General features: G+C 60.2%; 11 protein-coding genes. 5 read left to right on the top strand and 6 right to left on the bottom strand.

The features are described from left to right. Positions 1 to 10 precede the first annotated feature (10 nt). The 3 genes from dcd to hrpA all read right to left on the bottom strand — a co-directional run bounded on the left by dcd (position 11) and on the right by hrpA (position 6,447). Positions 11 to 577 (bottom strand): dCTP deaminase, encoded by a 567-nt coding sequence (dcd, locus tag VJ651_RS04720; RefSeq protein WP_136415121.1) that lies wholly within the window; start codon positions 575 to 577, stop codon positions 11 to 13. A 335-nt stretch (positions 578 to 912) separates the two neighbouring features. Beyond that, positions 913 to 2,223, bottom strand: a complete 1,311-nt coding sequence (locus VJ651_RS04715) for an NAD(P)/FAD-dependent oxidoreductase (RefSeq protein WP_324106319.1) — start codon at positions 2,221 to 2,223, stop codon at positions 913 to 915. 345 nt (positions 2,224 to 2,568) lie between these two features. Continuing rightward, positions 2,569 to 6,447 (bottom strand): ATP-dependent RNA helicase HrpA, encoded by a 3,879-nt coding sequence (gene hrpA / locus VJ651_RS04710; protein WP_324106318.1) that lies wholly within the window; start codon positions 6,445 to 6,447, stop codon positions 2,569 to 2,571. Between the two features lie 134 nt (positions 6,448 to 6,581). Here hrpA and argA point away from each other — a divergent pair, with 134 nt between their 5' ends. Together argA and VJ651_RS04700 are read left to right on the top strand one after the other, a co-directional pair. After that, positions 6,582 to 7,892 (top strand): amino-acid N-acetyltransferase, encoded by a 1,311-nt coding sequence (argA, locus tag VJ651_RS04705; protein WP_324106317.1) that lies wholly within the window; start codon positions 6,582 to 6,584, stop codon positions 7,890 to 7,892. Between the two features lie 55 nt (positions 7,893 to 7,947). Further along, the gene (locus tag VJ651_RS04700) at positions 7,948 to 8,220 is read left to right on the top strand and encodes an oxidative damage protection protein (protein ID WP_136415107.1); all 273 of its coding nucleotides are present in this window, start codon (positions 7,948 to 7,950) and stop codon (positions 8,218 to 8,220) included. A 67-nt stretch (positions 8,221 to 8,287) separates the two neighbouring features. Here the strand turns inward: VJ651_RS04700 and rpiA are convergent, their stop codons facing one another. Next, the gene (gene rpiA, locus VJ651_RS04695) at positions 8,288 to 8,959 is read right to left on the bottom strand and encodes a ribose-5-phosphate isomerase RpiA (RefSeq protein ID WP_324106316.1); all 672 of its coding nucleotides are present in this window, start codon (positions 8,957 to 8,959) and stop codon (positions 8,288 to 8,290) included. Between the two features lie 155 nt (positions 8,960 to 9,114). Here rpiA and VJ651_RS04690 point away from each other — a divergent pair, with 155 nt between their 5' ends. The 3 genes from VJ651_RS04690 to VJ651_RS04680 are packed head-to-tail and all read left to right on the top strand — an operon-like array spanning position 9,115 to position 11,067. Continuing rightward, entirely contained in the window at positions 9,115 to 9,477 is a 363-nt protein-coding gene (locus tag VJ651_RS04690; protein WP_324106315.1) for a response regulator, read from the top strand. Beyond that, a complete protein-coding gene (locus VJ651_RS04685) occupies positions 9,477 to 10,091 on the top strand; it encodes a chemotaxis protein CheX (RefSeq protein ID WP_324106314.1) in 615 nt (204 codons plus the stop codon). The genes VJ651_RS04690 and VJ651_RS04685 overlap by 1 nt, the downstream gene beginning before the upstream one ends. Positions 10,092 to 10,116: 25 nt before the next feature. Then, a complete protein-coding gene (locus VJ651_RS04680) occupies positions 10,117 to 11,067 on the top strand; it encodes a diguanylate cyclase (RefSeq protein WP_324106313.1) in 951 nt (316 codons plus the stop codon). Between the two features lie 17 nt (positions 11,068 to 11,084). On the opposite strand, the gene VJ651_RS04675 is transcribed toward VJ651_RS04680, so the two are convergent. Next, a complete protein-coding gene (locus tag VJ651_RS04675; protein WP_324106312.1) occupies positions 11,085 to 11,708 on the bottom strand; it encodes a bifunctional 4-hydroxy-2-oxoglutarate aldolase/2-dehydro-3-deoxy-phosphogluconate aldolase in 624 nt (207 codons plus the stop codon). A 3-nt stretch (positions 11,709 to 11,711) separates the two neighbouring features. After that, positions 11,712 to 13,628, bottom strand: coding sequence for a phosphogluconate dehydratase (gene edd, locus VJ651_RS04670; protein ID WP_324106311.1), 1,917 nt, complete (start codon positions 13,626 to 13,628; stop codon positions 11,712 to 11,714). Positions 13,629 to 13,720 lie beyond the last annotated feature (92 nt).

The following is a 13,720-nucleotide window of genomic DNA, read 5'->3' as shown; positions in this document are numbered from 1 at the left end:
CCGGTCGTGCTCAGGTCTTCGGCAACGTTACTCCGCGCTGCCCCTGGTACTTGCCGCCACGATCCTTGTAGGAGGTTTCGCAGACCTCGTCGCTTTCGAAGAACAAAACCTGCGCACAACCCTCGCCGGCATAGATCTTCGCGGGCAGCGGCGTGGTATTGGAAAACTCCAGTGTCACATAGCCCTCCCATTCGGGTTCGAACGGCGTCACGTTGACGATGATGCCGCAACGCGCATAGGTCGATTTGCCGAGACAGATGGTCAGGACGGTGCGCGGAATGCGGAAGTACTCCATGGTGCGCGCCAGGGCAAACGAATTCGGCGGGATGATGCAGACGTCGCCCTTGAAATCGACGAAGGATTTCTCGTCGAAATTCTTCGGATCGACGATCGTGCTGTTGATGTTGGTGAAGATCTTGAATTCGTCTGCGCAGCGAATATCGTAGCCATACGACGAAGTGCCGTAGCTGACGATCTTGTGGCCATTCACATGGCGCACCTGGCCCGGCTCGAACGGTTCGATCATGCCGTGTTCCTGCGCCATGCGGCGGATCCACTTGTCGGATTTAATGCTCATTGTTTTCGCGGAGGGTTGATATGGGGTCGGAGCGACGCATATCAGGTCGCGGCCGGCGAGCGAAGCGTGAAGCCGGAAGGGTCTTTTATGCGCGTTGACCCGCGATTTTACGCGAAAACATTCGCCGAGCCACTATTCCGAAGGGCGTATCAGCTTTGGCGCAGCGGATGGGCCAAAAATTCGGACAATCTTGTTGAAACGACATTCCGTAGCAGGACGTTGAAAAACGTCGCGAGCGGCGCGAGTTTGGGTGTGAGGACCACACGCGTACAGAGCGGTACGCAGAGCACCGCGGCATCCAAGCTCGCCCCGCGCAGTAGTCTTTCAACAACCTGCTAGACCGACTGGCGCAGCTCGCCCGGATAAGAAGTCCCGGGCACATGATATGGCGACGCCTGATGCACATACTGCTGCTGCACGCATTCGCGGTAGGCGTCCTTCAAGCGGGTCGGATCCTGCAGCAGCAGATCTTTCCACTCCCCGAGATGAACATGGTGCTGGATGAGTCCGCGCAGGATGCTCGCATGCTCGGTCACGCCGACGGTATTGCATCCGATCAGGACATCCTGGCTGAATTCGAGGCGCAGGTATTTGAAATGCTCTTCGTCCGCGATTTCCACCCATTGCCCGCCGCGCACGCCCTGCCACTGACCGAAGGAAGAGGAAATCAATCCCATCGTGTCGAACACGTCGATCTGCCGCAATCCGCGCTGGAAGGCGCTCTTGCCGGTCATGTTCAAGGCAGCGCAATAAGCCTGATCCGCCGCATTGGGCTGAACGCCGGAAATCATGCTGCGGCAGCTTGCGCTGTCGAACGCTTCAGCGCAATCGCCGGCGGCATACACGCCCGGCACATTGGTCTGCATCGATGCATCGACCACGACTCCCTGCAGATAACGGATGCCACTGCCTCTCAGGAATTCGATATTGGGCGTCGTCCCGGCCGAATGCACGACCAGGTCGGCGTGCAATTGCGTGCCATTCGACAAGCGCACCGTCAGCGGCGAACCGTCGCCGATGATGCCCGCCACCCGCGTCGCCGTATGCACCTTGATGCCTTTTTTCTCGCACCAGCGCTGGATCATCTCGCCGGCGCCCTTCCCCATCATGTTGGGAAGCATGCGATCGCGTTTCTCGATCACTGTCAGATCGACGCCGCGCGCAGCCAAGGCTTCCATCACGATGCAACCGACGAATCCGGCGCCGATCAGAATCACGCGCGCACCCGGCACGGCCAGGTCCATGATGGCGCGCGCGTCATCGAGAGTCCAGCAGGCATGCACGCCGGGAGAGTCGATGCCGGAAATGAGCGGCATGCGCGGCCTCGCGCCGGTTGCAATCAAGAGCTTGTCGAAGTCGACCACGCTGCCGTCTTCCATCTTGACGGTGCGGGTACGGCTGCTGACATGGACCGCGCGCCCGGATATCTGGACGATTTGCAGTCGCGCGAAATAGTTCTTGTCGCGGCGCAGATAGGTGCCGGCCTCATTGGTGTTCCCGGCCAGGAAGTTCGGGATGGCCATGCGTGAATAGGGCGGGCCGGGTTCGTCGCCGATCAGCACGATATCGTCGACCGGCGCATTCTTGCGAATCGTTTCCGCGGCGATCACGCCTGCCGGACCGTTGCCGATAATGACGTGTTTCATGTGCGCTCTCTCGTCCGCGCCGAGCCGCCCCACATTGCAACAAAGCTTGCCGCTGATTCTTGCATTACCCCTCCAGATGGATCAGGTTTTACAAAAAACCACTATATCGGCGGCCTGCCATTGTCAATTGAATAAGATCAAGGGTCGTGTACCGGCTTCATGTCGCGGCGCAGATGAAACCGATATTCAGCGCTGATCGCACCACAAGATATGCCACGTCATATCCCGGTGGGAATTACTGGGAGCTTGGATCGTCGCTTGCGCTCAGGCAATAGCGGCTTCAGCCGGAGGCCGTATCCCGCTCTTGATGGCCGTCATTTCCGCCAAAATAGAAACGGCAATTTCTCAGCGTTGCATCGACTCCCAGACCTTCTGCAGCCGCTTGGCCGACACCGGCATCGGTGTACGCAGTTCCTGGGCGAACAGCGATACCCGCAGCTCTTCCAGCAGCCAGCGGAATTCCGTCATCTTCGGATCGGTGCCCTTCTGCCTGTCTTTCTGCGCCCGCTGCCAGGGCGCCGCCACCTGCGCCCACTCCGCCATCAAACGCTGGTCACGCGCCGGATCGGCACGCAGTTTTTCCAGGCGCACGCCAATGGCCTTCAGGTAGCGCGGGAAATGGGACAGCTGCCCGTAATCGTTCTCCGCGATGAAGCGCTTGCCGATCAGCGCCTGCAATTGCGACTGCATGTCGGCCGCGCTTTGAGCGTGCGCCTTTGCGCCTTGCAGCTTCTTCGGCAGCGTGTAGTACTCGGCCAGGATTTGCGCGGCAAGACGGGCGATCTCATTGACCAGCAGACCCAGCCGTGACTTGCCCTCATCCTTGCGCTGATTGAATTCCTCGGCATTTTTCGGCAACGGGTCCTGCAGGCAGGCACGTTCAAGCCCGGCCTGGATGATCTGGTCGCGCAGCTCTTCCTGCGAACCGAGGGACATGAATTGCATACCCATTTGCTGCAGACCGGGGATGTTCTTTTCCAGGTATTTGAGCTGCTCTTTCAGCTGCAGCGCAAACAGGCGGCGCAGGCCGATACGATGCACGCGGGCAGCCTCCGCCGGATCGTCGAACACCTCCAGATCGCAGTGCGTCGCCTTGTCCACCAGCGCCGGGAAACCGATCAGTGTTTGCTTGCCTTGCTGGATTTCCAATAGCTCCGGCAATTCACCGAAGGACCACGCAGTCAGGTTCTGGTGTTCGGTGCCGCCGCCATTACTCGGCGAGGCTACAACACCGCTTGCGCGAACATGGCCAGTTTCCGTTGTCGCAGCCGGCGCCACCACCGTTTTTTCGGCGATCCGCTGAAAGCTCTCCCGTGCCTGCCCGCCGAATTCAGCCTGCAAACCTGCCAGGTTGCGGCCCATCTCCAGCTGTCGTCCGTGTTCGTCGACAATCTTGAAATTCACGAAATGATGCGCAGGCAAGGTCTCCAGCTTGAAGTCGGTGGTCTTGACTGCAATGCCGGTCTGCTCGCGCACATCCGCGATCACCGCATCGATCAAACTGCCCTTGCCGAACGCGATCCGCTCGCAAAAACCGGCGGCATAATCCGGCAGCGGCACGCAATGTCGGCGCAGCTTTTGCGGCAGCGACTTCAGCAAGAGGTGCACCTTTTCCTTCAGCATGCCGGGCACCAGCCACTCGCTGCGCTCGGCCGACACCTGGTTGAGCGCATACAGCGGAATGGTGAGTGTCACACCGTCGCGCGGACTGCCGGGCTCGAAGTGATACGACAGCATCATGTCAACACCCGCCACCGGCATTTTCTTCGGGAACAGATCGGTGGTCACGCCTGCGGCCTCGTGCCGCATCAGGTCGTCGCGGTTCAGGTGCAAGAGTTTCGGATTCTTGACCGTCGCCTGCTTGTACCATTTCTCGAACTCGAAGGCGTCATGCACTTCCTGCGGAATCAGCTTGTCGTAAAAGGCCGCGATCAGTTCCTCGTCGACCAGCACGTCGAGGCGGCGCGACTTGTGTTCGAGGTTTTCGATCTCGCGCACCAGCTTCTGGTTGTGCGCGAGGAAGGGTGCGCGCGTGTCCAGCTCGCCGCCGACAAGCGCGCTGCGAATGAAAATCTCGCGCGCCTCGGCCGGGTTGATCACGCCGAAGTTGATGCGACGCTGGCTGTACACCACAAGGCCGTACAGCGTCGCCCGCTCGTAGGCCGAGACTTGCCCGGTACGTTTTTCCCAGCGCGGATCGCCATAGGATTTCTTCAGCAGGTGGCCGCCGACGCGTTCCAGCCATTCCGGCTGAATCTGCGCGATGCAGCGTGCATACAATCGAGTCGTGTCGACCAGTTCCGCCGCCATGACCCAGCGCCCGGCTTTCTTCGCCAGATGCGATCCGGGCCAGATGTAGAACTTGATGCCGCGCGCGCCGAGATAGTGCGGCTCTTCCTCCGACTTGTAGCCGACGTTGCCCAGCAAGCCAGTCAGCAGCGCAGTGTGCAGCTGCTCATAGGTGGCCGGCGATTCGTTCATGCGCCAGCCCTGTTCGCGCACCAGCGTCAGCAATTGCGAATGCACGTCGCGCCATTCTCGCAGGCGCAGCTGCGACAGGAAATTGGCGCGACAGCTGTCCATCAACTGCCTGTTCGATTTCTTGTGCTCGATCGCGTCCTCGAACCACTTCCAGATTTTCAGATAGCTCAGGAACTCGGATTTTTCATCGGCGAATTTCTTGTGCGCGTTGTCGGCCGCATCCTGTGCTTCCATCGGGCGATCGCGCGGATCCTGCACCGATAGCGCGGACGCGATGATCAAGACTTCCGTAAGCGCCGCATTGTCGCGCGCGGCAAGGATCATCCGCCCCACGCGCGGATCGAGCGGCAGTTTCGCGAGCTGCTTGCCGAGCTGCGTCAGCTGGTTGTTGTCATCGACCGCGCCCAGCTCCTGCAGCAGCTGGTAGCCGTCCGCGACGGCGCGTCCCATCGGCGGTTCAATGAAGGGAAACGACTCGACATCGGTCAGGCGCAAGGACTTCATGCGCAGGATGACCGCGGCCAGCGAGGAACGCAGGATTTCCGGATCGGTGAATTTCGGTCTTTGCAGGAAATCCTGTTCGTCATACAAACGGATGCAAACGCCCGCAGCAACGCGGCCGCAACGGCCCGCACGCTGGTTCGCGGCGGACTGCGCGATCGGCTCGATCTGCAATTGCTCGACCTTGTTGCGATAGCTGTAGCGCTTGACGCGCGCCAGCCCGGCATCGACGACATAGCGGATGCCCGGTACCGTCAGCGAGGTTTCCGCGACATTGGTGGCGAGAACGATGCGACGCGCGTTCGAAATCTTGAACACCCTCTCCTGCTCCTGCACCGACAGGCGCGCGAACAGGGGCAGGATCTCGACGTGCGGCGGATGATGCTTGCGCAAGGCTTCCGCGGCATCTCGGATTTCGCGTTCGCCGGGCAGAAACACCAGCACGTCGCCGGAACCGATGCGCGCGAGTTCATCCACCGCATCGACGACCGCATCCATCAGGTCACGCTGTTCCTTCTGCGCGGAGAGTTTGGTTTCGCTCTTGTCGTTCGGCTCGACCGGGCGGTAGCGCACTTCGACCGGATACAGGCGGCCCGATACCTCGATCACCGGCGCCGGCTTGTCGCCTTTGCCGAAATGTCGCGCGAAGCGATCCGCATCGATGGTCGCGGAGGTAATGATCACCTTCAGGTCCGGCCGCTTCGGCAGCAACTGCTTGAGATAGCCGAGCAGGAAATCGATGTTCAGGCTGCGTTCATGCGCCTCGTCGATAATGATGGAGTCGTACTGTCTGAGCAGGGGATCGGTCTGCGTCTCCGCCAGCAGGATACCGTCCGTCATCAGCTTGATCGACGCGCCCTTCGACAAGGTGTCGGTGAAGCGCACCTTGAAGCCGACGTGGACGCCGAGTTGCGAACCAAGCTCTTGCGCGATGCGCTTTGCGGTCGAAGACGCCGCAATGCGGCGCGGCTGAGTATGGCCGATCAGGCCCGACGTCCCGCGGCCGAGTTCGAGGCAGATCTTCGGCAGTTGCGTGGTCTTGCCGGAACCGGTCTCGCCGCAAACGATGATGACCTGGTGGGCGCGCAAGGCGTCCGCGATCTGCGCACGCTTGCCGGAGACCGGCAACTCCTCGGGGAAGGTAATCGGAGGCAGCGGATTGCGAACCGCGGGCGCAGCGGGTTTGCCCTGTTGCGGACGGGGCTTCGCGGGGCTTTTCTGGGCTTGTTCGGATGCAGACATATCGGGGCGAATTATACAGAGCGGTACGGATCGTCGCGGGAACCGGCGCCATGCCCCCTTGCGCAACCAATATCACGGGTGCGCGGGATCAGTTTGCGCGGTCGATCCATGGCGCACTGTATATAATGCGGTTCATGGAAAATCCAATTCAATTCGTTCAATGGCTGCGCTCGGTCGCGCCGTACATTCACGCATTCCGCGGGAAGACCTTCGTGGTCGCCTTTCCCGGCGAATTGGTGGTGTCCGGCGCCCTTCCCGTGCTGGCGCAGGATTTGTCCTTATTGCATGCGCTCGGCATCAAGGTCGTCATCGTGCACGGTTCGCGTCCCCAGGTCGAGGAGCAGCTCGCGCTGCGCAACCTCACCGCGCGCTACCACAAAGGCCTGCGCATCACGGATGCGGCAGCGATGGAGTGCGTGAAGGAGGCGGCCGGCGAATTGAGGCTCGATATCGAAGCCGCGTTCAGTCAGGGTTTGCCGAATACCCCCATGGCACATGCTGCGATTCGTATCATTTCCGGCAATTTCGTCACTGCGCGCCCGATCGGTGTCATCGACGGGGTCGATCTGGAATTCACCGGCGTGGCGCGCAAGATCGCTTATGAGACCATCCATCCGATATTAAGTGCCGGCGGATTGGTGCTGCTGTCGCCGCTCGGTTTCTCGCCAACGGGCGAGGCCTTCAATCTGACCATGGAGGATGTGGCCGTCTCCGCCGCGTCCGCCCTGCGCGCCGACAAGCTGATTTTTATTACCGAAACACCGCTGATGACCGACCAGGAAGGCCGCGACGTGCGCGAATTGACCGCCGCCCAGGCGGACGCCTTGCTGAAAAGCGGCAAATTGCCGGCCGATACTGCCTTCTACCTGCAGCATTGCGCAAAAGCGTCGCGCGCGGGCGTGCCGCGGGTGCATATCGTCCCCTTCGAAATGGACGGTTCAGCACTGCTGGAAATCTTTACGCACGATGGCGTCGGCACCATGGTCAGCACCGAAAACCTCGAAACGCTGCGCGAGGCGACCATTGAAGACGTCGGCGGCATCCTCAAATTGATTGAGCCGCTGGAAGCCGACGGCACACTGGTCAAGCGCGGTCGCGAACTGATCGAACGTGAAATCGACTATTTCTCGGTGATCGAGCATGACGGCGTGATTTTCGGCTGCGCCGCGCTGTATCCCTTCCCGGCGGAAAAAATGGCTGAAATGGCATGCCTGACGGTCAATCCGGAAGTGCAAAGCCAGGGCGACGGCGAGCGTATCCTGAAACACATGGAAAACCGCGCGCGGGCAGCCGGATTTACCCGGATGTTCGTGCTGACGACGCGCACCGCGCACTGGTTCCTCAAGCGCGGATTCGTGCATGCGACAGTCGACGATCTACCGAAGGATCGGCAGCACATGTATAACTGGCAACGCAAATCATTGGTACTGATCAAGCAACTTTAACACCGCTGCATTTTCCAACAAGGCAGCACATTTGAATGAACGAGGAGTGAAAAACATGGCCCGCATGGTCCACTGCATCAAACTGAACAAGGAAGCCGAAGGTCTCGATTTTCCGCCGTATCCGGGTGAACTCGGCAAGCGGATTTACGAAAGCGTATCGAAGGAAGCCTGGGCCGGCTGGCTCAAGCACCAGACGATGCTGGTCAACGAGAACCGCCTGAACCTGGCCGATGCGCGCGCACGAAAATACCTGGCGCAGCAGATGGAAAACCACTTTTTCGGCGCCGGCGCCGATCAGGCAGCCGGTTACGTGCCGCCGAGCGAATAATTCTCTGTCGCCAGAAAAAAAGCCCGCAGACATTGTCGAGCGGGCTTTTTGCTTTGCGATGAATGCTTCAGAAGTTGAGCTTCTTCACGCCTTCCGCCGTTCCCAGCAGGCCGACATCCGCGCCGCGATGTGCAAACAGCCCGACCGTGACCACACCGGGAATGCTGTTGATCTGCGCTTCCAGTTCGGCCGGATTCGCTATCTTCAGTCCAACCAGGTCGATGATCATGCAGGCATTGTCGGTCATGACCGGCTTGCCGTCCTTCATACGCAGGCGCGGTTCGCCGCCGAAGGATTTCAGCTTGCGCGCCACGGCGGCTTGCGCCATGGGAATCACCTCAATCGGCAGCGGGAAGGCGCCGAGCATGTCCACCAGCTTGGAGCCATCCGCGATGCAGACAAATTTCCTGGCGACCGATGCCACGATCTTTTCGCGAGTCAATGCTGCGCCGCCGCCCTTGATCATGGCGCCCTGCGGGGTAATTTCGTCCGCGCCGTCGATGTAGACCGACATCGAGTCCACCTCGTTCAGGTCAAGCACCGGGATGCCATGCGATTTCAAGCGCGCGGCCGTCGCTTCGGAGGACGCTACCGCGCCTTTGACGCGCCCCTTGATCTTGCCAAGTTCGTCAATGAAGAAATTGGCGGTGGAACCAGTGCCGACGCCGATGATCTCTCCGTCAGGTACATACTCGATTGCGGCGCGGGCAACGGCTTGTTTCAATTCGTCTTGGGTCATGGTGCATTGCAATGAAAAAGAATGCCGTTATTTTAATCGAGACCCGCGATCAAGAAGACTTTTTCTCCGGCCGGGGCATCGTCGCCGCTCAATCGAGTGGTAGACTTACTCCAAAGAATGATTGCGTCACGAACTGATACAAGAGCGATATAAAGATGACAACCGTACTCGTGGTCGACGACAGCAAAGTTTCCCGCATGCTGTCCAGGCAGTACATCCTCCAGAGACACCCCGACTGGAATATTGCGGAAGCGGCCAGCGGCGAGGAGGCAATTGACAAGCTGGAAACAGTCACGCCCGATTTGATCCTGCTGGACCTCAACATGCCTGGCATGGGTGGCTTGGCCGCAGTCGATAAAATCCAGGCCAAGTGCCCCTCCGCCCGCATCACCCTGCTGACCGCCAATGTGCAGGATGCCACTCGCGACAAGGCGCAAGCGCTCGGCATCGGTTTTGCCGAAAAACCGATTACCGAAGCCCGTATCGACCAGGTGATCTCTGTTCTGGAAAACCGGTAATGTTCCGACTCACTGAGCTTCAACACGATGCCCTGGTTGAAATTTTCAACCTTGGAGTCGGCCAGGCGGCCGCGGCGATGAGCCGCATCGTGAATGAAGAAGTGAAGATGTCAGTGCCGATGATTGCCTTCCAGAGCCGCTCCGAGGTGGCGAAAACCCTGGGCAGCGACGAGGGCCGCCGCATCTGCGCCATCACGCAGCATTTCGAAGGCGCATTCAAGACCGAAGCCTTCCTGATGTTCCCTGAGGAAAAGAGCCTGGAAATCGTGCGCCTGATGGTCGGGCAAAGCCTCTCGCTCGAAGAACTCAGCGAGATGGAACAGGAAGCGATGAGTGAAATCGGCAACATCATCCTCAATTCCTGCATGGGAACGCTGGCCAATGCATCCGGCAAGGAGCTGCACGGATCGCTGCCCATGTACCACGTCGGCACCAGCGAGGACATTCTCAGCGTGTCGGGCAAGGAATGGGATGGCATCGTGCTCACGCTGAAAATCGACTTCAATATCGAAAAGCACCAGATCCACGGATACGTCGCTTTCCTGCTCGACATGCCTGCGCTGCATGACCTGCAGCTGTACATCAACGCTTATCTCGCAAAACTGTCCGGCTGAGGCCGGGAATATCATGCAGCTCGGCTTGCTACAAGGAGTTCTCAAGGCGGTCCGCACCGGCATCATCGTTTTTGATGCCGAGCAGCGCATCGTCTTGTGGAACAACTGGGTCGAACAGCATTCGCGCATGCCGGCCGACAGCGTCATAGGGAAAGCCTTTACGGAAGTGTTCCCGGACATGACGGATGGGCGCACGCATGTCGCCATCACCGAGGCCTTGCGCAACAATTTTGCCTCTCTGCTGTCGCAAACGCTGAACAAGGCGCCCTTCCCGCTCTATTCGACGCCAGCCGATGCCGCCGCCGGCGCACGCATGCAGCAGGCTGTGCATGTCATGCCGCTGCATGTTGAAACCCTGCCGCGCCATTGCCTGGTGCAGATCACGGATGTCAGCATGGCGGTATCGCGCGAAAGGAAGTTGCGTGAGCAAGCCGTCGAATTGCAGTCGCAGTCCCTGGTCGACGGATTGACGGGCATTGCCAATCGCCGCCGCTTCGATCTGCACCTGGAACATGAATTCAGGAACGCGAAACGCAATGCCTCACCGCTTTCGCTGATCATGATCGACGTCGATTACTTCAAGAACTACAACGACAATTACGGACATCAGCGCGGCGATGAATGCCTGGTACAGATCGCAGCATCGCTGGACCGCGTCCTCAATCGCGCCAACGACCTGGTTGCCCGCTATGGTGGTGAAGAGTTCGCCGTGATTCTTCCCAATACCAACGAAGACGGCGCCTTGCAGGTGGCGGAAGCGATGCGCGCGGAAGTGGAATCGCTTGCGCTGGCGCATGCCTTTTCCGGTGTCGCGGAATACGTGACGGTCAGCCTCGGTGTCAGTACCCTGACGCCCGAACATCTCGCCAAGACCAGCAGCCTCGTGCGCGGAGCCGACCGCGCGCTCTATCAGGCCAAACGTTCAGGACGCAATTGCGTGGTCGTACACGCCGACACATCAACCGTTCGCGTTTGACGCCGGCATTGCAGGGTTCAGGTGCGCAGGCGGCTCGCTGCCCGCGCCAATTCTGTGATCCGTGCCCAATCCCCTTCCTGCATCGCCTCCTTTGGCGTCAGCCATGATCCGCCGACGCACGCGACGTTCTTGCATGCAAGAAATTGCGAAGCCGTCTCCTGCGAGATGCCGCCCGTAGGACAGAAAGTCACATCCGGCAGCGGACCGGCGATCGCGTTGAGCATGCCGATGCCACCGGCCGGCACGGCGGGAAACAGTTTCAATTGACGGAAACCGGCTTCGCGCGCCGCCATCACCTCGGAGGGCGACATCACGCCCGGCAGCAGAGGCAGCCCGCTCGCTTTCGCCGCGCTGATCAGGCTGGTTGTCAGCCCCGGAGATACGCCGAACACCGCGCCAGCATCCCTCGCAGCTGCGAATTCATCCGGCTGCGTCAGAGTGCCGACGCCGACAATCGCATCGGGCACCTGCTCCGCCATCGCGCGGATGGCCGGCAATCCGTGCGCCGTGCGGAGCGTCACTTCCAGTACGCGGATTCCGCCTGCAACCAGCGCTTGCGCCAAGGGTACGGCGTGATCGATGTTATCGATGGCAATGACCGGAATGACCGGCGAGGCACGCATTATGTCGAGCAGTGTCATGATTTATTTATTCACTTTAATCAGGGAATCTTCATCGGAGAAGGATTGATCTTCGGGCACCGCAAGCTGGTTGTCCTGCTCTTCCGGCATGTGCAGCGGAGGCGGCAAGCCGAAGGTAGCAGCCCCCTCCTCGGCAGCACTGACAGATGCGCGGAACATCGCAAACAGTTCGCGCCCCATGCCAACATGGTTGGCGGACAATTCGGCTTCCTCGTTGCTGCGCGCATCCCATTCAGCGTCGGCCACCAAGGCCTGCAGCACGCCGGCATCGGCATCAAGGCGGATCAGGTCGCCGTCGCGAACGCGACCGAGCGGTCCACCGCTCAGCACTTCCGGCGAGACGTGGATGGCCGCCGGCACTTTGCCTGAGGCGCCCGACATGCGCCCGTCAGTGACCAGCGCAACATGTCTTCCGGCATCCTGCAAACTGCCCAGCGCCGGCGTCAAGGCATGCAGCTCCGGCATGCCGTTCGCGCGCGGCCCCTGGTAGCGCACGACGGCGACGAAATCCCGATCCAGCTTGCCTGCCTTGTAGGCAAGCATGAATTCTTCCTGCGAATTGAACACCAGCGCCGGCGCCTCGACCGCGCGATGCTGCGGCTTGACCGCGGACACCTTGATGACAGCCCGTCCGAGATTGCCCGAGAGAAGACGCAGTCCGCCATCCGCCGAAAACGGTTCCGCTGCCGGCCGCAGCACTGCCAGATCGCCGCTGGCCGGCGGCGCAGGCCGCCAGACGACCGACTCGCCTTGCAGGAACGGTTCCACGCAATGGGCGCGCAGTCCTTTGCCCAGGACCGTCGTCACATCCTCGTGCAGCAAGCCGGCATCGAGCAATTCACGGATTACGAAACCAGTGCTGCCCGCTGCGTGAAAATGGTTTACATCGGCATCGCCATTGGGATAGATGCGCGCCAGCAGCGGCACGACACCGGACAATTCGTCGAAATCGTTCCAGTCGATCACGATGCCCGCCGCCTTGGCGATTGCAATCAGGTGCAGTGTATGGTTGGTTGAGCCGCCGGTGGCGAGCAGCGCCACGATGGCATTGACGATGGATTTCTCATCCACCACGCGGCCCACGGGAATATAGTCCTTGCCTTGGTCACTGATTTCCGCTGCCCGGCGAGTAGCCGCCGCAGTCAGCGCATCGCGCAGGGGCGTATTCGGCGTAATGAAAGCGGCTCCCGGCAGATGCAGGCCCATCACTTCCATCAGCATCTGATTGCTGTTGGCGGTGCCGTAAAACGTGCAGGTGCCGGGACCATGATAGGACTGCGCTTCCGATTCCAGCAGTTCGTCACGTCCAATCTTGCCTTGCGCGTATAACTGGCGAATTTTGGCCTTCTCCGAGTTCGCCAGACCGGTAGTCATCGGCCCACCCGGAACGAACACCGCCGGCAAGTGGCCGAAGTGCAGTGCGCCGATCAGCAACCCCGGCACGATCTTGTCGCATATGCCGAGAAAAAGCGCCGCGTCGAAGGTATTGTGCGACAAGGCAATCGCCGTCGCCATTGCGATCGCATCGCGTGAGAACAGGGACAACTCCATGCCCGGCTGCCCCTGTGTGACGCCGTCGCACATGGCAGGCGTGCCACCGGCAAACTGGGCCACAGCGCCGACCGAACGCGCCGCTTCCCTGATCACATCCGGAAAACGCTCGAACGGCTGATGCGCCGACAACATGTCGTTGTATGCCGAGACGATTGCGATGGATGGCGCATGCTGCTGCTTGAGTTTCAGCTTGTCGTTGGCAGGAAAGGCGGCAAAGGCATGCGCCAAGTTCGTGCAGGACAAGGCGCTGCGCTGCACGCCCTTCAGCCGGGCAGCCTCGATACGCGCGAGATACGCGGAACGATAGGGCCGGCAGCGTTGCGTGATGCGCGCGGTGACGGTGTTCAGGACGGGATGAAGAGACATGATCAGCCTTTCGCAATTTTTTTGAAATTTTACTACATTTTTGCAGAAATGGAAGGACTCAGCGTGCTTGAGCATTTCCCCTGCCACCACAA

The organism is Noviherbaspirillum sp., from assembly GCF_035254865.1.
GTDB lineage: Bacteria > Pseudomonadota > Gammaproteobacteria > Burkholderiales > Burkholderiaceae_D > Noviherbaspirillum.
Note: the sequence above shows the minus strand (reverse complement) of the source record. Positions and strands in the feature narration are given on the sequence as shown.

Coding starts and splice junctions, on each gene's coding strand:
- dcd (WP_136415121.1), bottom strand. CDS start 577: ATGAGCATTAAATCCGACAAGTGGATCCGCCGCATGGCGCAGGAACAC.
- VJ651_RS04715 (WP_324106319.1), bottom strand. CDS start 2,223: ATGAAACACGTCATTATCGGCAACGGTCCGGCAGGCGTGATCGCCGCG.
- hrpA (WP_324106318.1), bottom strand. CDS start 6,447: ATGTCTGCATCCGAACAAGCCCAGAAAAGCCCCGCGAAGCCCCGTCCG.
- argA (WP_324106317.1), top strand. CDS start 6,582: ATGGAAAATCCAATTCAATTCGTTCAATGGCTGCGCTCGGTCGCGCCG.
- VJ651_RS04700 (WP_136415107.1), top strand. CDS start 7,948: ATGGCCCGCATGGTCCACTGCATCAAACTGAACAAGGAAGCCGAAGGT.
- rpiA (WP_324106316.1), bottom strand. CDS start 8,959: ATGACCCAAGACGAATTGAAACAAGCCGTTGCCCGCGCCGCAATCGAG.
- VJ651_RS04690 (WP_324106315.1), top strand. CDS start 9,115: ATGACAACCGTACTCGTGGTCGACGACAGCAAAGTTTCCCGCATGCTG.
- VJ651_RS04685 (WP_324106314.1), top strand. CDS start 9,477: ATGTTCCGACTCACTGAGCTTCAACACGATGCCCTGGTTGAAATTTTC.
- VJ651_RS04675 (WP_324106312.1), bottom strand. CDS start 11,708: ATGACACTGCTCGACATAATGCGTGCCTCGCCGGTCATTCCGGTCATT.
- edd (WP_324106311.1), bottom strand. CDS start 13,628: ATGTCTCTTCATCCCGTCCTGAACACCGTCACCGCGCGCATCACGCAA.